Source organism: Pseudoalteromonas sp. US3C1004, from assembly GCF_048401065.1.
Lineage (GTDB): Bacteria > Pseudomonadota > Gammaproteobacteria > Enterobacterales > Alteromonadaceae > Pseudoalteromonas > Pseudoalteromonas undina.
In genome coordinates, this window is the sequence record NZ_CP183073.1 from 647,428 (window position 1) to 665,471 (window position 18,044).

General features: G+C 39.1%; 20 protein-coding genes. 14 read left to right on the top strand and 6 right to left on the bottom strand.

Annotated features, from left to right (window positions below):
* Window positions 1-95 precede the first annotated feature (95 nt).
* Window positions 96-641, top strand: a complete 546-nt coding sequence (locus tag ACNSN3_RS02980) for a chorismate--pyruvate lyase family protein (protein WP_418608544.1) — start codon at window positions 96-98, stop codon at window positions 639-641.
* Window positions 638-1,516 carry a 4-hydroxybenzoate octaprenyltransferase gene (ubiA, locus tag ACNSN3_RS02985; RefSeq protein ID WP_054201980.1) on the top strand — a complete coding sequence of 293 codons (879 nt, stop codon included), beginning with the start codon at window positions 638-640 and terminating at the stop codon, window positions 1,514-1,516. Before ACNSN3_RS02980 ends, ubiA begins: the two co-directional genes overlap by 4 nt.
* On the opposite strand, the gene ACNSN3_RS02990 is transcribed toward ubiA, so the two are convergent.
* From ACNSN3_RS02990 to ACNSN3_RS03000, 3 genes are all read right to left on the bottom strand, one after another.
* Window positions 1,513-2,133 carry a 2OG-Fe(II) oxygenase gene (locus ACNSN3_RS02990; RefSeq protein ID WP_418608545.1) on the bottom strand — a complete coding sequence of 207 codons (621 nt, stop codon included), beginning with the start codon at window positions 2,131-2,133 and terminating at the stop codon, window positions 1,513-1,515. The two genes, ubiA and ACNSN3_RS02990, sit on opposite strands and share 4 nt — an antisense overlap.
* A gap of 94 nt (window positions 2,134-2,227) precedes the next feature.
* A complete protein-coding gene (locus ACNSN3_RS02995; RefSeq protein WP_075170697.1) occupies window positions 2,228-3,106 on the bottom strand; it encodes a LysR family transcriptional regulator in 879 nt (292 codons plus the stop codon).
* A gap of 242 nt (window positions 3,107-3,348) precedes the next feature.
* Window positions 3,349-3,798 (bottom strand): DUF2721 domain-containing protein, encoded by a 450-nt coding sequence (locus tag ACNSN3_RS03000; RefSeq protein ID WP_054201982.1) that lies wholly within the window; start codon window positions 3,796-3,798, stop codon window positions 3,349-3,351.
* Window positions 3,799-3,861: 63 nt separating this feature from the next.
* On the opposite strand from ACNSN3_RS03000, the gene ACNSN3_RS03005 reads away from it, so the two are divergent.
* The 3 genes from ACNSN3_RS03005 to tsaD are packed head-to-tail and all read left to right on the top strand — an operon-like array spanning window position 3,862 to window position 5,868.
* Complete coding sequence (locus tag ACNSN3_RS03005; protein ID WP_418608546.1) at window positions 3,862-4,236, top strand: DUF2007 domain-containing protein; 375 nt, start codon at window positions 3,862-3,864, stop codon at window positions 4,234-4,236.
* Window positions 4,220-4,810 (top strand): YjaG family protein, encoded by a 591-nt coding sequence (locus ACNSN3_RS03010; RefSeq protein WP_008115608.1) that lies wholly within the window; start codon window positions 4,220-4,222, stop codon window positions 4,808-4,810. Before ACNSN3_RS03005 ends, ACNSN3_RS03010 begins: the two co-directional genes overlap by 17 nt.
* Window positions 4,811-4,854: 44 nt before the next feature.
* Window positions 4,855-5,868: a tRNA (adenosine(37)-N6)-threonylcarbamoyltransferase complex transferase subunit TsaD gene (tsaD, locus tag ACNSN3_RS03015; RefSeq protein ID WP_036979790.1), complete on the top strand. Its 1,014-nt coding sequence runs from the start codon at window positions 4,855-4,857 to the stop codon at window positions 5,866-5,868.
* A gap of 23 nt (window positions 5,869-5,891) precedes the next feature.
* Here the strand turns inward: tsaD and plsY are convergent, their stop codons facing one another.
* The gene (gene plsY / locus ACNSN3_RS03020) at window positions 5,892-6,497 is read right to left on the bottom strand and encodes a glycerol-3-phosphate 1-O-acyltransferase PlsY (RefSeq protein ID WP_010391012.1); all 606 of its coding nucleotides are present in this window, start codon (window positions 6,495-6,497) and stop codon (window positions 5,892-5,894) included.
* Window positions 6,498-6,704: 207 nt separating this feature from the next.
* On the opposite strand from plsY, the gene folB reads away from it, so the two are divergent.
* The 8 genes from folB to trmB all read left to right on the top strand — a co-directional run bounded on the left by folB (window position 6,705) and on the right by trmB (window position 12,842).
* Window positions 6,705-7,064, top strand: a complete 360-nt coding sequence (gene folB / locus ACNSN3_RS03025; protein WP_418608547.1) for a dihydroneopterin aldolase — start codon at window positions 6,705-6,707, stop codon at window positions 7,062-7,064.
* Window positions 7,065-7,553: a 2-amino-4-hydroxy-6-hydroxymethyldihydropteridine diphosphokinase gene (gene folK / locus ACNSN3_RS03030; protein WP_075170695.1), complete on the top strand. Its 489-nt coding sequence runs from the start codon at window positions 7,065-7,067 to the stop codon at window positions 7,551-7,553.
* The gene (locus tag ACNSN3_RS03035; RefSeq protein ID WP_010391016.1) at window positions 7,550-8,350 is read left to right on the top strand and encodes an undecaprenyl-diphosphate phosphatase; all 801 of its coding nucleotides are present in this window, start codon (window positions 7,550-7,552) and stop codon (window positions 8,348-8,350) included. Before folK ends, ACNSN3_RS03035 begins: the two co-directional genes overlap by 4 nt.
* A gap of 146 nt (window positions 8,351-8,496) precedes the next feature.
* Window positions 8,497-9,852, top strand: coding sequence for a UDP-N-acetylmuramate:L-alanyl-gamma-D-glutamyl-meso-diaminopimelate ligase (gene mpl, locus ACNSN3_RS03040; RefSeq protein WP_418608548.1), 1,356 nt, complete (start codon window positions 8,497-8,499; stop codon window positions 9,850-9,852).
* A 1-nt stretch (window position 9,853) separates the two neighbouring features.
* Window positions 9,854-10,477: a flavin prenyltransferase UbiX gene (locus tag ACNSN3_RS03045; protein WP_075170693.1), complete on the top strand. Its 624-nt coding sequence runs from the start codon at window positions 9,854-9,856 to the stop codon at window positions 10,475-10,477.
* A complete protein-coding gene (locus ACNSN3_RS03050; RefSeq protein WP_075170692.1) occupies window positions 10,474-11,403 on the top strand; it encodes an ABC transporter ATP-binding protein in 930 nt (309 codons plus the stop codon). Before ACNSN3_RS03045 ends, ACNSN3_RS03050 begins: the two co-directional genes overlap by 4 nt.
* Complete coding sequence (locus ACNSN3_RS03055) at window positions 11,404-12,171, top strand: ABC transporter permease (protein ID WP_010391022.1); 768 nt, start codon at window positions 11,404-11,406, stop codon at window positions 12,169-12,171. It abuts the gene before it with no gap.
* Entirely contained in the window at window positions 12,171-12,842 is a 672-nt protein-coding gene (gene trmB, locus ACNSN3_RS03060; RefSeq protein WP_033104026.1) for a tRNA (guanine(46)-N(7))-methyltransferase TrmB, read from the top strand. The genes ACNSN3_RS03055 and trmB overlap by 1 nt, the downstream gene beginning before the upstream one ends.
* Here the strand turns inward: trmB and ACNSN3_RS03065 are convergent.
* Window positions 12,839-14,707, bottom strand: a complete 1,869-nt coding sequence (locus ACNSN3_RS03065) for a GGDEF domain-containing protein (RefSeq protein ID WP_418608549.1) — start codon at window positions 14,705-14,707, stop codon at window positions 12,839-12,841. The two genes, trmB and ACNSN3_RS03065, sit on opposite strands and share 4 nt — an antisense overlap.
* Before the next feature lie 259 nt (window positions 14,708-14,966).
* Here ACNSN3_RS03065 and panP point away from each other — a divergent pair, with 259 nt between their 5' ends.
* A complete protein-coding gene (gene panP / locus ACNSN3_RS03070) occupies window positions 14,967-16,592 on the top strand; it encodes a pyridoxal-dependent aspartate 1-decarboxylase PanP (protein ID WP_418608550.1) in 1,626 nt (541 codons plus the stop codon).
* 249 nt (window positions 16,593-16,841) lie between these two features.
* Here panP and argE read toward each other — a convergent pair whose 3' ends face one another.
* Window positions 16,842-17,987, bottom strand: a complete 1,146-nt coding sequence (gene argE / locus ACNSN3_RS03075; RefSeq protein ID WP_418608551.1) for an acetylornithine deacetylase — start codon at window positions 17,985-17,987, stop codon at window positions 16,842-16,844.
* Between the last annotated feature and the right edge of the window lie 57 nt (window positions 17,988-18,044).

An 18,044-nucleotide genomic window follows, 5' to 3' on the forward strand; every position in this document is an offset into this window, starting at 1 on the left:
ATGACACAGGATGTGCTTGGTATTGAGTAAATCGCGCTTTTTCAAATTCGTTGGCAATGTTATGATCTCTCTGATTTTTTTCAAGTAGAGTTATTGTGATTACTTTTCCTCTTTCTTTATCTGCTGATTGGCAGAGTACCGCTCAAGTAACTGGCTTATCTAACGCTGAGAAAGAGTGGTTATTTGAACCGCATTCTTTAACGGCTAAATTAAAAAGTCGGTCTCAGCGTTTTGCTGTAAAAGTGTTGAGTGAGCAAAAAGTAGACCTTTCGCAATCACAGCAAGTGCTATTAAGTGAGCAGGTAAGTACAGTACTTAACCGTGAAGTGTTACTGTTGTGTGATGAACAACCGATTGTTTATGCTCAAAGTTGGTTGCCAGTAACAAGCAATAATACAAACAATCAGCTGCACAATATGGGAGATCGCCCGTTAGGTGATGTAATCTTTCAAGATCCTGCGTTAAGGCGTACTGATATTGAAATTGCTCGCTTTGATGGTAATCACTCATTGCAATCACTGGTGAGCGAACTTAATTTACCGAATCGCTCTTTACTGGGCAGACGCAGCGTATTTTCTTTACATAACTATCAATTTTTGGTCTGTGAGGTTTTTTTACCAGGAGCTTACTTATACTCATGAAACTAGCCGCTTTGTCTGTTAATCATATTCCCTATTACATCCAGTTAATGCGAATTGATAAGCCCATAGGCACTTTATTGCTACTTTGGCCAACTTATTGGGCACTATGGATAGCGAATGATGGTCTGCCTAGCTTAACGAATTTCATTGTGTTTACCCTTGGAGTAATAGTTATGCGAAGCGCAGGATGCGTTATCAATGATTTTGCAGATAGAAAAATTGATGGCTCAGTAAAGCGTACTTGTCAGCGGCCGCTAGCGACCGGAGCGGTAAGTAGTGGCGAAGCAATTAGTTTGTTTTTATTACTCGTTGTCATCGCTTTTATATTAGTATTATTGCTTAATACCAATACTATTTTGTTATCGTTTGGTGCGCTTGGATTAGCGTTTTGTTATCCCTTTATGAAACGTTACACGCAACTTCCACAGGTTGTATTAGGGGCTGCTTTTGGTTGGGCAATTCCTATGGCATTTATGGCATCAACAAACTCATTGCCTGTGCAAGCTTGGTTGCTATTTATTGCCAATATTTGCTGGACGGTGGCTTACGACACTATGTACGCCATGGTTGATAGAGACGATGATTTAAAAATAGGAGTAAAATCAACCGCTATTTTATTCGCCAGTTATGACCGCCATATTATAGCGATACTTAACTTTAGCTTTTTTGCGTTGATGGTTTTAATTGGGTTGATGAACCAAATAGGATTTAGTTTTTGGTTGGGATTAGCTATTGCAGCAATGTTACTTGTGTATCAACAGCGTTTGATTCATTTACGCCAGCGAGATAATTGTTTTAAAGCATTTTTAAATAACCATTACGTAGGACTGGCTATTTTTATTGGTTTATTATTTTCTTACCCCGTTTTTGCTTAACGGGGTGGGTCGATAATGCCACTAATTGACGCGTTTTTTCTGAACCAACCAGCAATCGAATAGCGGTTATCAACAGCAGGAAGTACTTCATGTACAAAGCGTTCGCTTTCAAATAATACCAAAGTGCCTGCCGTGGGTTTTATTACTATTTCTATGCCTTTACTTTTAGGCTTGTAAATAACTAGCTCTCCACCTTTCTCTGGAGAGTTCAAATATAATACGGTAGTAAAAACACGGTTTGAACGACCTTTAAATGCATCTACATGTTTTTTATAAAAATCACCTTGCGTATATTTTGCATAGTGACATTCATAATCAAACAAACCCATAAAGAAAGTTCGATTAAGCGTATTACGAACTGCTTCCATTACTTGCTGGTAGCCAAGTTGTGCATTTGAACTGCCATCAAACCAATAGTTTTTGTCTTTACGAACTGTATTATCAATTTGCAAGTTATTTAATCGACCAATACCAGCAAGGCTAAAGTGGGGATTTATTCTGTAGCAATCTGCCATTAAATCAAAGATTAGGTCACTATCAATGGCGTTTTCAATAATGGCATAACCATGCGTTTCAATCTGCTCTAGATAAATTCCAGAAGCTGTAAAGTTGTTCATTAACGCTAGTCATAATAGTAGGGAGCGTTAGTTTAATGTAAAAAAACTTTAAAGCTACAAATTTATAGTGATCATCAAATCGCATGGTGTATTGTTATGCTTTTGAGACTTTATTTATTAGCGAGAGTAAGTGGTCAACATGCTCACCCGCTTCTATCTGCTGGCTGGTTTGCACAATAAGTTGCTCATGGCTAATATCGTTATTAGTTTTAAGTTGAATCAAGTTATGGTTTTCTGCCACAGAGCTAGTGTGTTCAATACCGGCAATGGCAAAATGGTCTGATTTTTCAAGTCCAGCCATGACCTGCTCAATACTGCCCACTTTAATTGTTGAAACTTTATTTAATGAGTCTATTACTTCATTAAGCATTGATTGCACTTGTTTTGATTGCGAAAAACAACTAAACATGGGAAAGCTTTCAAGCTCTTTTTTACTAATATCGCTTTTATTTGCTAATGGGTGTTGTTTTGAGCAAAACAAAATAAGCTGATCAGGTAATTGTATGTCGCTACCTATACTGTTGACTATTTGCGAGCATACACTAATGTCAATTTCCCCTTGAAGTAACTTTCTATGAAGCTCAGTTTTGTTTTGTAGCTGCATTTCGATTTTAATATGAGGGTACTGACTTAAAAACTCACCGCAGGTAATTGGCACTATGCTGCTGGTTGTTGTGGTGTAACCAATGACCAGTTTTTTCTCTTCAGTGCCATTAATCGATTGAAAAGCGCGATGTTTTATTTGCTCTAGCTCATTGAGGGTATTTTTTGCAAAGTCGAGGAAAAGTTCGCCTGCTTGAGTTAATTTAACCGAGCGAGTAGAGCGGGTAACAAGTTCGTAGCCAAGCTCTGTTTCAAGAGTTTGAATACTACGAGTTAACGCAGATGTGCTAATTTGGGTTTGTTCTGCAGCTTGCCTAAAATGACGAAGTAGGCCAAGCGCTACAAACTGTTCTAATTGTTCAAATCTCACTATATAGTCCTTTTTTATAGGTAAGCTAGGGGAATTGCAGATTAAAGACTGACTTTATATCCCTACAGATCAGTTGAAATAATGTTTTTAACCACCTCCTTAGATTAACTTTCTTTTCATCGTATTTAAAGAGAATAGTTGCTAAAAGTTGTTATACCTTTGGGTAATGTTAAATAACTGTAGGGTTTTATTATTGACCAAGTTTATGCAATTTTATAACAGCTTCTTAAAGTCTCGGTTTGTTAATTACTGTTTTTGCTTTTAGGGTTGGGCTCAATAAAATTTTTACTTACTCGGTTACTTAAAGGCTTATTTTCAATGTTTTGCAATTCAATTTCTATGGCATCACAAGAGATGTGAATTTCAAATAATGAAGTAAGCAAAGATAAGCTTAAGCAACTTAAACTGACACCAAATAAAATAATGCCCGTGGTATTAAATTCTATAAATAATGCGAACATAGATAGCGTACATAATAAAAAAGCAGCCACTCCGTATACTTGCATGGTTCTTATTAATTTTATTCGCTTTCTAAGGTTGGTTATTTGCGCCACCACAACAGGACGAATAGATTCCCCTTCACGTGCATTCAGTTCTCGTATTAGTTGCGCTAGCACTAAAAATCGGTTTGTATAGGCGAGTAACAACAACGAGATTGCTGGAAAAAGTAAACCTGGAGTAGTTAGCGTCATAATGTGTCCTTAAATCATATTATTTGCTTTAGGTTACGCAGGCAAATTGTACACATAAAGTAAATGAGGTGGATATTGCAAAATATTAATAATAGTGATTCAAATATAACATCATTTGATTGGGTTACGCTTTATAACGCAGAAAATAGTTTAGAGGCCAATATTATAAAAGGATTGATTCTGAATGCGGGAATTGAGTGTCAAATTCAAGGCGAAATGCTGCAAGGTGCAATGGGCGAGATCCCGTTTGAGCAAACACAAGTAAGTGTGCAGGTTTATGCGATAAAAGAGCGCCATGCACGCGAAATATTGGTAAACTATCAGCAAGTAAAACAATCCGCTCCAGATTGGGTGTGCCCTAACTGTAATGAGCATAATGGATCAACATTTGATTTTTGTTGGTCATGTGGGACTTTAAAGAATGACAAAAGCGAATAATTTTCAGCGTATTAGAGAGTTAAATTACCTGCAAAAAGCGGTATTGGCCAGTGCGTTAATAGAGCGTATGTTGCCTAATTATGGACTATTTAGTGAGGCTACCGGTTTTGGCGATGAGGTTATTTTACGTAATGCTTTAAATGTATGTTGGGAAAAGATACTGCTTCCTAAAAGTAAGATTGATTTAGAAAAGCAAGTCGAAAAAATTGAACCTAATGTACCTGAACTTGCTGATTTTGATATGTTTGGCACTTACCCTGCCATTGACGCTGCCACCTCATTATTGAGCTTAATGCATGGCCTTTTAGCACAAGACGAGCAAGAATTTGTTAATGTGAGTAAAATATCGCAGGCAACTGTGGCTCGCTTTATTGAGTATCAAATGACAGTTGAAGGGGATGTTGCTGATAATAAAGCAGTGCGTGAACACCCACTAATGCAATACGAAATAGAGGTATTAGGTGAACTAATTGATTTTGTAGAAGCTATGGGGCGTATTACTGCTGAAAATGTAAAAGCATTGAAAAAGCATGTCCTTGCTGATGGCCAAACTAACATTGGTTTAGCACTTTAAGTTATTTGTTTTAAACACCTTGTTAGGTGGCAGGAGAATTAACAATGCGAATTTTAGGCATTGAATCATCATGCGATGAAACTGGTATTGCTATTTATGATGATGAAAAAGGGCTACTGGCTCATCAATTATATAGCCAAGTAAAAGTACATGCTGATTACGGTGGTGTGGTACCTGAGCTTGCATCTCGCGATCATGTACGTAAAACATTGCCGCTTATCGATGCGGCATTTGCGCAAGCTGGCTGTGGACCGGAAGATTTAGACGGTATTGCCTACACCGCAGGACCTGGTTTAGTAGGGGCTTTGTTAGTAGGTACCTCAATTGGTCGCTCTTTAGCGTATGGTTGGGATATTCCTGCGGTGGCAGTACATCACATGGAAGGGCATTTATTAGCGCCAATGCTTGAGGAAAACGTTCCCGAATTCCCATTTATTGCTTTACTCGTATCTGGCGGTCATACCATGATGGTAAAGGTTGCGGGCATTGGCCAATACGAAGTATTGGGTGAGTCGGTAGATGACGCTGCAGGTGAAGCATTTGATAAAACGGCTAAATTACTTGGGCTTGATTACCCTGGCGGTCCTCGTTTAGCTAAAATGGCTGAGCAAGGCGTTGCCAAACGATTTGTTTTCCCGCGCCCGATGACAGATAAGCCTGGTCTTGATTTTAGCTTTAGTGGCTTAAAAACCGCCGCTTCGATTGCTATTCGTGAAAATGATAGTGACGAGCAAACTAAAGCAGATATTGCCCATGCATTTCAAACAGCCGTTATAGATACTTTAGTGATTAAGTGTAAGCGAGCACTAAAACAAACGGGTATTAAACGTTTAGTAATAGCCGGTGGTGTAAGTGCTAATACGCAACTACGTTTGCAACTAGAGCGTGTGATGCAAGGTATGAAGGGCGAAGTGTATTACCCACGCACTGAGTTTTGTACCGACAATGGCGCAATGATTGCTTATGCTGGTATGCAGCGTTTAAAAGCGGGACAGTTTGCTTCGCTTGATATGAAAACTAAACCGCGCTGGCCAATCGATAGCCTAGAAGCAATATAGTTAACCAGAACCTAGGTTAGTTATTACTTCTTATCATTTGTAGGGGCTTGTTTAGTCCCTACTTTTGGTTCTTCACCCTTAAATAAACGCACAATATTAGTGCGATGCCTAATAATGATCAGTAGCGTAATAAAGGTCACGGGTAAGGTATATAACGGCTTTATCCACCATGTATATAAAGGTGCTAGCGTCACAGCGACTAACGCTGCAAGGGATGAGTAGCGGGTAATCGCGACAATAATCAGCCAAGTACCAATCAATAACCCACCTAAAGAGAGTCCTATCGGCAGTAACGAGCCAAATGCTGTTGCGACCGCTTTACCCCCTTTAAAACTAAAAAATAATGGGTACATGTGCCCTAAACATGCTGCAACCGCAATTAAACCAAGCTCTAGCGGCTCAAGTTTTAAAAAGTAAGCGCCCCAAACAGGGATAGTGCCCTTTAAAATATCAAATATTAAAACTAAGCATGCGGGGAGAGCGCCGCCTAAACGGTAGACATTGGTTGCTCCTGGGTTATTGGAGCCATTTGTGCGTGGATCGGGAAGTTTGAATAGCCGCGACACTAAAATGGCCGATGAAATCGAGCCGAGCAAATAGGCTAATACAAACATTAAAATGACTAACACGCGCTTCCTTATTTTTTAATCATTACTTTTAAGCTATTATTGGCGTCAAAATTTACGGGCTTCTTAAATTACTCGCAATTTTGTAACTATTCTATTGTAGAAGTAATTTTAGTATATTTAAACACTGATTAAAGTATATACAGTATTAATTTGATTGATACAATATGTAATTAACTCAGTGACTTGTTACAGTCATTTGGAGTATCAATGGACAAGGTATTTATATCACAATTGCATGTCGAAACGATTATCGGGGTGTATGATTTTGAAAAGAAAAGTAAACAAAGCCTGTACTTTGATATTGAGATGCTAAGCGACATTAAGCCCGCAGCACAAAACGACGATATTAACTTAGCATTAGATTACGCTAAGGTGAGTGAGCGAGTTATCGAGCACAGCACAGCTAAACCAGTCGAGCTTTTAGAAACGCTGGTGGAGCAATTGGCGCAAATTATCTTAACCGAATTTAATACTTCTCAAGTAACAATAAAAGTTAGCAAGCCTGCTGCAGTTCCACAAGCGCAAACAGTGGGTGTAGAGATTACGCGCATTAAGGCTACGGCTTAAATGGCGCAGATATTTATTAGCCTAGGGTCAAACATTAATAAAGCTGAGCATATTCGGCGTGCTCTAGTGGCGTTAAATCAGCACTTTGAAAACACACATCACTCATCAGTATTTGAAAGTGAAGCTGTGGGTTTTGCCGGTAATAACTTTTATAACTCAGTACTTGCAGCCACCACTAACATGGCGCTTGTTGATGTTTGCGCGTTATTAAAACAAATTGAACGCGACAATGGCCGCCAAGCAAATGATAAAAAATTTAGCCCACGTACTTTGGATCTCGACTTACTCTTTTATGATGATGTGATTTGCGAGAGCCCTGCACAATTACCGCGTGACGAAATTACTAAAAACGCCTTTGTTTTACAGCCTTTAGCTGAGGTGGCCCCTGATTTTTATCATCCGGTAGCAAAACAAACGATTGCCCAAATATGGAATGCATATAACAACCCTCAACAAAAACTATGGAAGGTGGAGTTTTCTAACCCATGAGTATTATAGAAATAATTGTTTTAGCCCTAATTCAGGGATTTACTGAGTTTTTACCTATATCGAGTTCGGCACACTTAATTTTACCATCACAAATTTTAGGCTGGGAGGATCAAGGGTTAGCGTTCGATGTTGCTGTTCACGTAGGCACTTTAATTGCGGTTGTTATTTATTTCCGTAAAGAAGTAGCCGATATACTCGGTGCTTGGTTTAAATCGTTTGGCGTGCAGGGCACAACAGATGATAGCAAACTAGGTTGGTGGATCATTTTAGGTACTGTGCCAGCAGCTATTTTAGGCTTGTTATTAAAAGATTTTGTTGAACTGTACTTACGCAGTGCATGGGTGATTGCGACCACAACAATCGTATTTGGTCTATTGCTTTGGTACGCAGATGCCAAAGGTAAGCAAATAAAAACAATCTATCAGCTAAACTGGAAAACGGCCCTCATTATTGGCTTTGCACAGGCCGTTGCAATGATCCCTGGCACTTCACGTTCAGGTATTACCATGACAGCGGGTTTAATGTTAGGTATGAACAAGCAAAGTGCAGCGCGCTTTTCGTTTTTATTAGCTATTCCAATCATTTCAATGATGGGTCTTTATTATACTGCAGAGCTTGCCCTTGGCGATCATATCGTAGATTGGACGGCATTATTGTTAGGTGTAGTGCTGTCGTTTTTATCAGCTTATGCTTGTATTTTTATGTTTTTAAAAGTGATTGAGCGAATGGGAATGCTACCATTTGTTATTTATCGTTTATTATTAGGTGTCGGTTTAATATTCTTTTTAATGCTATAAGCTATTAATCTTCAGGAAAGCCTCCCACTTTGGGAGGCTTTTTTATTTGCGCCAAGGGTTAATGGTAACTTAAGCTAAATTTTGGCATTATAGCGCCATTAAATTTTGCCTTAGAGCAAACTCCGCGCAGGATGAAAGGATAGTAAATGCATATACATATTTTGGGTATTTGTGGCACATTTATGGGTGGTATTGCCGCTATAGCAAAATCATTGGGTCACCACGTTACTGGGTCAGATCAAAACGTTTACCCACCAATGAGTACTCAGCTACAAGAACTGGGTATTGAACTAACACAGGGCTATGACGTATCTCAACTAGAGCCAGCTCCAGATATCGTTGTTATTGGTAATGCTATGAGCCGTGGTAACCCGTGTGTTGAATATGTACTCGATAAGAGCCTGCCTTATACTTCAGGACCTGAGTGGCTAAAACATAACTTACTACAAGATTCGTGGGTGCTGGCTGTGGCAGGAACTCATGGTAAAACAACCACCGCCAGTATGTTGGCGTGGATACTTGAATATGCGGGTTTAAAGCCTGGCTTTTTAATTGGCGGAATTGTACAAAATTTTGGTCTTTCTGCGCGAGTTGGGCAAACGCCATTTTTTGTTATAGAAGCCGATGAGTACGACACGGCCTTTTTTGATAAACGCAGTAAATTTGTTCATTATTTACCTCGAACACTTATTTTAAATAATCTCGAATTTGATCATGCTGATATTTTTGAAGATTTAAACGCAATTAAAAAACAATTTCACCATTTGATTCGTACACTACCGCAAAGCGGCAAAGTGCTGTGGCCAAAAAATGATGAAGCACTGAGCGATGTGATTACAAAAGGCTTGTGGAGCGAGAGCGAAACTCTAGGCGATGACTGGAATTATGAATTACTCAAAGCCGATGGTTCTCAATTTAATGTTTTACTAAATAAGCAGTTACAAGGCGTTGTTAGCTGGCAAGCGATTGGTGAGCATAACGTTAAAAATGCCATGATGGCTATTGCAGCAGCTCGTCATGTGGGAATTGCAATAGAGCACAGTATTGAAGCTTTGGGCGAGTTTATCAGCCCAAAAAGGCGGATGGAGCTTAAAGCAGATATTAATCATATTAAAGTGTATGACGATTTTGCCCATCACCCAACGGCAATACAAACAACACTTGCGGGGCTGCGTGCTAAAGTGGGGGATGAAAAAATTATTGCGATTTTAGAGCCGCGCTCTAACACCATGAAAATGGGAGTGCATCAATTTACACTTCTCGATTCACTTCGCGATGCAGATGATGTGCTGTTATTTGAACCAGAAAATTTAAACTGGTCACTTAAAGAGCAAGCTGACAAAGCGGGTATGCAGTGCTTTGATTCTACAACCGCTATTATTGATACAGTGCTTGAGAATGTTGAGCCAAATCAACATGTTTTAATTATGAGTAATGGTGGTTTTAATGGTCTTCATCAGCAACTTGTTGATGGTTTGACCGATAAATACAGCGGAGAATAATGTGCAATTTAAAGATACAATTACCTTAGCATTTAGTGGCGCATCAGGCGCACCATATGGGTTAAGGCTGTTGGAAGTGTTACTTGAACAACAATTTCAAGTGTATGTGCTTATCTCAAGTGCCGCGCGTGTAGTTTTTGATACCGAGTCTAATATAAAGTTATCAGGGAATGAAGATAAAGCTACCGAGCAGTTAAGTGTATTATTTAACGCCAAGAGCGAACAATTAAAGGTATTTGGCAAAGATAACTGGTTCAGTCCGGTGGCTTCGGGCTCAGCAGCACCGAAAAAAATGATAGTATGTCCATGTAGTGCCGGGTCAGTGTCTGCGATTGCAATCGGCGCATCAGATAACTTATTAGAGCGCGCTGCCGATGTGGTGATAAAAGAGCGAGGTCAACTTATTCTAGTCCCTCGAGAAACTCCTTTTAGCGAAATTCACTTGGAAAATATGCTCAAATTGTCGCGTTTAGGGGTCACTATCATGCCCGCTGCTCCTGGGTTTTATCATCAACCACAAAGTATAGAAGACTTGGTTGATTTTATGGTGGCGCGAATTTTAGATCATTTAAATATTGAACATAACCTCACAAAGCGCTGGGGTTATGGTGAGGGTAAGAAATGAATAAGCAAAACATTGCTTTAAATATTGAAGGCCTTACCAAGGTTTACAAAAATGGGGTAGAGGCAGTAAAAGGGGTTGATTTACAAGTGCATGAAGGTGACTTTTTTGCACTGTTAGGTCCAAATGGGGCGGGTAAATCAACCACTATTGGGGTGATATCTTCTTTGGTTAATAAGACCAAAGGTAAAGTTGAAGTATTTGGTCATGATATTGATACCGACCTAGAAGCAGCGAAAGCGAACTTAGGTTTAGTGCCGCAAGAGTTTAACTTTAGCCAGTTTGAAACCCTAAGCCAAATACTCGTTAATCAAGCCGGCTATTATGGTGTTCCTCGCGCGCAGGCGCACAAACGTGCTGACAAGTACTTAGCACAGCTAGGGTTACTTGAGAAAAAAGATAAGCAAGCACGTACTCTTTCTGGTGGTATGAAGCGTCGTTTGATGATTGCACGTGCCTTAATGCATGAGCCAAAGTTACTTATTTTAGACGAACCAACTGCGGGCGTTGATATAGAGCTGCGCCGCTCAATGTGGGAGTTTTTAAGACAAATCAACGAACAAGGTGTGACCATTATTTTAACCACTCACTACCTTGAAGAAGCCGAACTACTGTGTAAAAACATCGCTATTATTGATACCGGTCGCATAGTTGAAAACACTACTATAAAAGCTTTGTTGGCTAAATTAGACAAAGAAACCTTTGTACTGGATTTAAAGCAGCCTACCAATCCGGTGACACTTGAAGGGTATAATTTCACCATGACTGATGAGCACACCATTGAAGTTGAAGTGGCTAAATCACAAGGGCTCAATGCTGTATTTAGCGCGTTAACCGAACAAGGTAATACTGTTCTGAGCATGCGTAATAAAGCAAATCGATTAGAAGAATTATTTGTAGGTTTATTAGAGCAAGGGCGGGGCGAATAAATGTTTAAATATGGCGTAGCCTTAAAAAGTATTTGGATTAAAGAGTGTATTCGCTTTTTGCGTATTTGGGTGCAAACCTTAGTGCCGCCAGCGATTACTATGAGCTTATATTTTGTTATTTTTGGGAACTTAATAGGCTCGCGTATTGGCGATATGGGCGGCTTTAGTTACATGGAGTTTATTGTTCCAGGCCTTATTATGATGTCAGTTATAACAAACTCTTACTCGAATGTGGCTTCGAGCTTTTACTCAACTAAGTTTCAAAAAAGTATTGAAGAGTTATTGGTTGCACCTGTGCCTAATTACATCATTGTGTTGGGTTATATGGGCGGAGGCATGACCCGTGGTATTATGGTTGGCTTTATTGTAACGTGCGTTTCTTTATTTTTTGTAGATATACAAATACATAATATTTTTGTGATTATAGCCACTGTTATTCTTACCTCGGCGGTGTTTGCCTTGGGCGGGTTAATCAACGCTATTTATGCAAACAGCTTTGATGACATAAGTATTATTCCGACCTTTATTTTAACGCCTCTAACTTATTTAGGCGGGGTGTTTTACTCAATCACTTTACTGCCTGATTTTTGGCAGATGGTGTCGCAAATTAATCCTATTATTTATATGGTTAACGCATTCAGATACGGATTCTTAGGCGTTTCTGATGTTGATTTAACGGTTGCGATTGCGGTGTTGTTGGTGTTTATCAGCGTATTATTTACTTTAGCACTGACGCTAATCAAAAAAGGTGTGGGGTTAAGACACTAATGAGCGATGCAAATTCACGTAGTATTGTATCTAATCAAGCGGGACTTCATGAAAAGCTTGATGAAATAGTTAATAAACACTTACAAGCCGAGTTTAAAAAGCCAATTGCAGCGCATACTCAAACCGCATTTGATGAAGTTAATGCTAAGGTGCAAGCCTTTGATGGACCGCTTATTTTAGACTCCTGTTGTGGCGTTGGCGAAAGCACTGCTAATTTAGCGAAACGTCATCCTGATGCGTTAGTTGTGGGCATTGATAAGTCATCTCACCGACTTGATAAGCATGATGTTGAGTATAAACAAACTGAGAGTGGTCAATACATTTTGGTGCAAGCTGACTTAAATGATTTTTGGCGTTTAGCTGTCGCTGCTAATTGGCGGCCTACTCATCACTATTTGCTATATCCAAACCCTTGGCCTAAGTCTAAGCACATTCAACGGCGCTGGCATGGGGCGGCTATCTTCCCCTTTATTGTTAAATTAGGTGGTTTGCTTGAAGTGCGCAGTAACTGGGATATCTATGTTAAAGAGTTTGCCAGGGCGCTCGAGTTAGCAGGGTATCCTTGTCAAACTGCGTTGTTTGAATCAGACGAAGCAATTACTCCTTTTGAGCGTAAGTACTGGGCCAGTGGTCAGCAAAGCCACCGACTAGCCATTAATATTAATAACTAATTCATTGCTTTTTTAAACTCAGTAACATGTGGCGTTGGTTTGCCAAGGAAACTACCTTGCATCAGCGTCACATTTAGTTGGCTGAGTAACTCTGCAACCGTATTACTTTCTACCGCTTCAACAACCAATTCAAGTTCAAGCTGCTGGGCTATATCAGTGATGTAGGATATAAATAGCGACGTATTTGCATCATTTAATAGCTGCTTTGTGATTGCTCCATCGAGTTTTATACCATCAACCTCCACTTTTAAAGTATTAAGAGTATTAATAAACTCATTACCCCAGCAGTGCATCACCACCTTTGCCCCCTTACTTTTTACCATTGCGATAAATGACTTTATTTCATAGTAATGTGAAATAACCTGCGACTCTAAAATCGAAATAGTAATGTTTTCAGGATTAGGGTAGCGATGAAGCTCATACGCAATATGATCATAAATAGTGGGATCTGCAATGTTTTCAGCGCACAGCGTTAACTCCCAACAAATTGCTGATTTACGAAAACGTGAAACACATTGAGTAAACAGAGCATGGGTTAACATGCCATTCATACGCAGTCTATTTAGTGCATTTGCAAAGGTATCAGGGGTTAAAATCTCCCCTTGTGAAGTGACTATTCTCGGTGAGCAATCATACCTAATAACTTCATCGGTATGAGTATTTATAACCGGCTGGAAGTAAGGGACAACACGATGAGCATTAAATGCTTCACGAATTTCTTTTGCTATTTCAACATTATATAAATATAGAGATTTAGCGTCGTTAATTGCCTCACAGTAGTTAACTATGCTCTGATCGCCCTGCTTAGATTGCAGTAACGCAATATGAGCATTCTTAAGCAGTAATGACTTATTGCCTCTAGCTACACCAGCGTTAAGTGTAATATAAATAAAAGGCTGATTTAAAAACGGTATATTTTTATTATGCGATTGTATGATGCTATATAGCTCATCAAAGGGAGTTTCTTTATCAGTCAAAATAGCGAGTTTATTAGTTGCAATACGATAAATACGTGCGTGCAAACGGGCTTGCTGCTTAAAGTGAGTGAGCAGCTTTTTCATCACTTCATCGGCTGTTTTTGTGCCAAAAAAACGACTGATATTATCAATTTCGTTCACTAAAATAATCGCAATTTGCAAATGATGTTCATTGCTTTTTTTTAGCCGTTTTTCTAAGGCAATATGATTTTCAAATCCGCTTGCATGGTCGCTCATTAATGAACGACGTACTCCATAGTAATAAAGAATATAAACTATTAATAAAATAATAATTACGCAGCAAAAATGAAACATAGATTGATATAAGTCTGTTTTTAACGCATTGCTAATTTTATCAACGCTAATATCTGCAGCTGTAATATAGGTTCTGCCATTTTTTGCCAGATGAGGAATATATACTGTTTTAGAATGGCCGCGATGCGCTGTTGAGGTTTCAAAAATAGGGGCCGTTGATAAAAATGCAGCCATAGTTATTGGCGTGGCTTCGGGATAAAGATCTAAAAACTGAGTAACTTTACCGTTATTTTGATCATCTTGAGTGTAGCTAGAGGCAGTAAAATAAACATTCTCATCAATCTGTACCATTGAATATAAATAATCTATATTTAAATCATTGGCCAATGCCGAAAGCTGGTCGGCTTTATTTTGATAGCTTGAAAAGCTAATTTCTTGCGCTACTTTATCGTGATAATCACTACCTAAAATGTACTTTACGCTGGTGGCTGCATTTAATAAACGATTATCAATGCTGCGTATCACATCATTATTGATGGCAGTGTAGGTGTAGTAACTGTAAATTATTAAGCTGACTAAAAAAAAGACGGTACCGAGCGCCAACCGAGTTAATTTTAGATTTCCTTTTAGCATGTAACATCCTTATTTTTTGTTAGATTTATTATACTTAAAAATTATAAATGCCCAATATTTTAATTACCCTTTGTACTAAATATAAAAAATAGTGAAATGTTATCTATTTTGTATTGTCTTTTATGGCTTAAAACGAGACATTTTTGTCATATTGCAGTAAAGTTAGCGCAATTTTTTAGAAATGCCGTTGCTTAAAAACACCTTAAATTAGCGTGTTTTACAAACTAACAGGTGTTTTAGTCACACACTAGGTATGAAGATGGATCAAAAGCGTTGTGCCGTCGCCTCTAAAGAAAGCCTCAAACGGATATTTACCGTTCCAGAGGCCCCTGACTCAACTTTGAGCAAAATAGAGCTTGAAATTTCGAGTAATTTAGCAGGTTTCTTAAACGAAAATATCGCGGCAATTGAAAAACCATTACATGAAATAGAAAAAGATTTTCAATCTGCGGCTATCCCTGAAGAGCCAACGTTTGTGTCTTGCTATGCCCAAGATATTATGGAACAGCTGGTTGCTCATTCTGTACATACCGCAGCGCCAAGCTTTATTGGTCACATGACATCTGCTCTGCCACATTTTTTACTGCCGTTATCGAAATTAATGGTTGGGCTAAATCAAAACCTTGTAAAAATAGAAACCTCAAAAGCGTTTACCCCATTAGAGCGTCAAGTTTTAGGAATGATGCATCATTTAGCTTATGGACAAAATGATGGCTTTTATTCTAAATGGATGCACAGTGCAAAAACCTCTTTAGGAGCATTTTGCTCTGGTGGCACAGTAGCTAACATTACAGCACTTTGGATTGCCCGCAACCGCTTATTGAAAGCGGATGGCAACTTTAAAGGCATTGCTGCACAAGGTTTAGTGGCGGGAATGCTCCACTATGGTTACAAAGGACTGGCGGTTTTAATCTCTGAGCGAGGTCATTACTCATTAGGCAAATCGGTTGATTTATTAGGTATTGGCCGTGAGAATTTAATTGGTATTAAAACATCGACTGATAATAAAGTTGATGTAGCTGCTATGCGAGAAAAAGCGCTAGAGCTTGAAGCGCAAGGCATTAAAGTGATGGCAATTATTGGTGTAGCCGGAACGACTGAAACTGGTAATATCGATCCACTTGAAGATATGGCTAATTTATCACAAGAGATTAATTGCCACTTTCATGTTGATGCGGCGTGGGGCGGAGCTACTTTACTCTCTAATACCCATAGGCACCTTTTAAAAGGCATTGAGCATGCAGATTCAATCACCATTGATGCGCATAAACAAATGTATGTACCGATGGGAGCAGGTTTGGTGCTGTTTAAAGACCCTGCTGCAACTGATGCCATAGAGCATCATGCTGAATATATTTTACGTAAAGGCTCTAAAGATTTAGGCAGCCATACCCTTGAGGGGAGCCGCCCTGGTATGGCGATGTTAGTGCATGCTTGCTTACGTGTTATTGGTCGTAAAGGCTATGAAATGCTTATCGATCGCAGTATTAAAAAAGCACGTTACTTTGCTGATTTGATAAAAGCTGATGAAGACTTTGAATTAATATCAGAACCCGAACTGTGTTTATTAACTTATCGTTATGTCCCTAAGCAAATTAAAAATGCGATAGCACAGGCCGATGCACAGACCCGTTTAGATATTTTTGCCGCGCTTAATCGCTTTACTGCTAGCATGCAAAAACGACAACGTGAATCGGGTCGCTCGTTTGTATCGCGTACACGTTTAACGCCAGTTCAATATGATAACCAACCAACCGTGGTATTTAGAGTGGTGCTTGCGAATCCGCTTACATCAGGTGCAATATTAAAAGAGATATTAGAAGAGCAGAAAGAACTAGCTCAAACCGACCCTGTATTTAAAAAGTATTTACGAAAATATATGTAACTAACCTGAACTCTGGTTAAGAGATTTACTAACATATTGAATCAAAGATGATATTTATGTTTATTTTCTCTAGCCAGAGATTTTCAGTGAAAACAAGGCGAACTTACGCGTCAATAGCTAGCCTATTGCAAGTAAATTCAACGCAGTTAGCGCTAAAAGTAGCTGCTTGAGATAGATTTATTATTCAGAGTTCAGGTTAAATATAAATGCTATAAAAAAGACGCTTAATAGCGTCTTTTTTGTTACTGATTAAAAGCAACTCGCCTTTATGAGGTTGCTGATAATTTGTTGCGAAGGCTTTATTTTTTCCATCGCTAAATATTCATCGGGCTGATGCGCTTGGTTAATTGAACCCGGTCCCATGACGATGGTTTCACAACCCAGTTGTTGTATAAATGGTGCCTCAGTACAGTAATTAACAGCCACCGCTTTTTGCCCTGCTATATTTTCGGCTAGTTTAACTAACGCGCTGTCTGTGCTTCCTGTAAATGCTGGAATTGGCTCATGTAAATCAATCACACTGACCGAATTAGGGTATTGCTGGTTTATATCGTAGGTTGCATCAAGCAGCAATGCTTGCAGCTCTTGTACACTTAAGCCAGGAAGAGGGCGCATATCAATGTGCATTTCACAGCAACCGCAAATCCGATTCGCATTATCGCCCCCATGAATATTACCTAAATTGAGCGTAGGGTAAGGAATTTTAAAGTGATTTATTGAATATTTATTCTTAAGCTGTTCTTTTAAGATTAGCAATTTTGTAATCACTTTATGCATCACTTCGATGGCGTTAAGACCCCGTTCGGGATCTGAGCTATGTCCTGAACGGCCAACGACTCTTATTGCTGTACTCATATGACCTTTATGAGTAAATACCGGCGTCATATCAGTAGGTTCACCAATAATACAGCGACTTGGCTTTAAATTTGGGTGCTTACAGATTTGTTGTGCGCCAGCCATAGTGGTTTCTTCGTCTGCGGTGGCTAATATTAAAATTGGTTGTGTTTGTTGCTTTTCATCAAGCTCACTAATAGCCTGCAGTACAAAAGCAAAAAAACCTTTCATATCAATGCTACCTAAGCCAAATAGTTTGTTATCTCGCTCAGTTAATTTAAATGGGTTGTGATTCCAACGACTATCATCAAATGGCACCGTATCAGTGTGACCTGCCAGCATTAAACCGCCGTCGCCTTGACCGCGTTTTGCTAATAAGTTGTAGCGGCCTTTGTTGCCTTTTAATTCTATTATTTCACAGGTAAAACCTAAGCTTTGACACCATTGCGCTAGGAGTTCAATGACACTCTTATTACTCATGCATAAATGATCTTCAATGGCACTAATAGAGGGGGCAGCAATCAATTGCTGGTACATCGAAATAAATGACGGCAGAGACATAAAAAATTCCAAAATAAGTATTCATTTTAATTGCATAACAATATAAAAGTATTTATG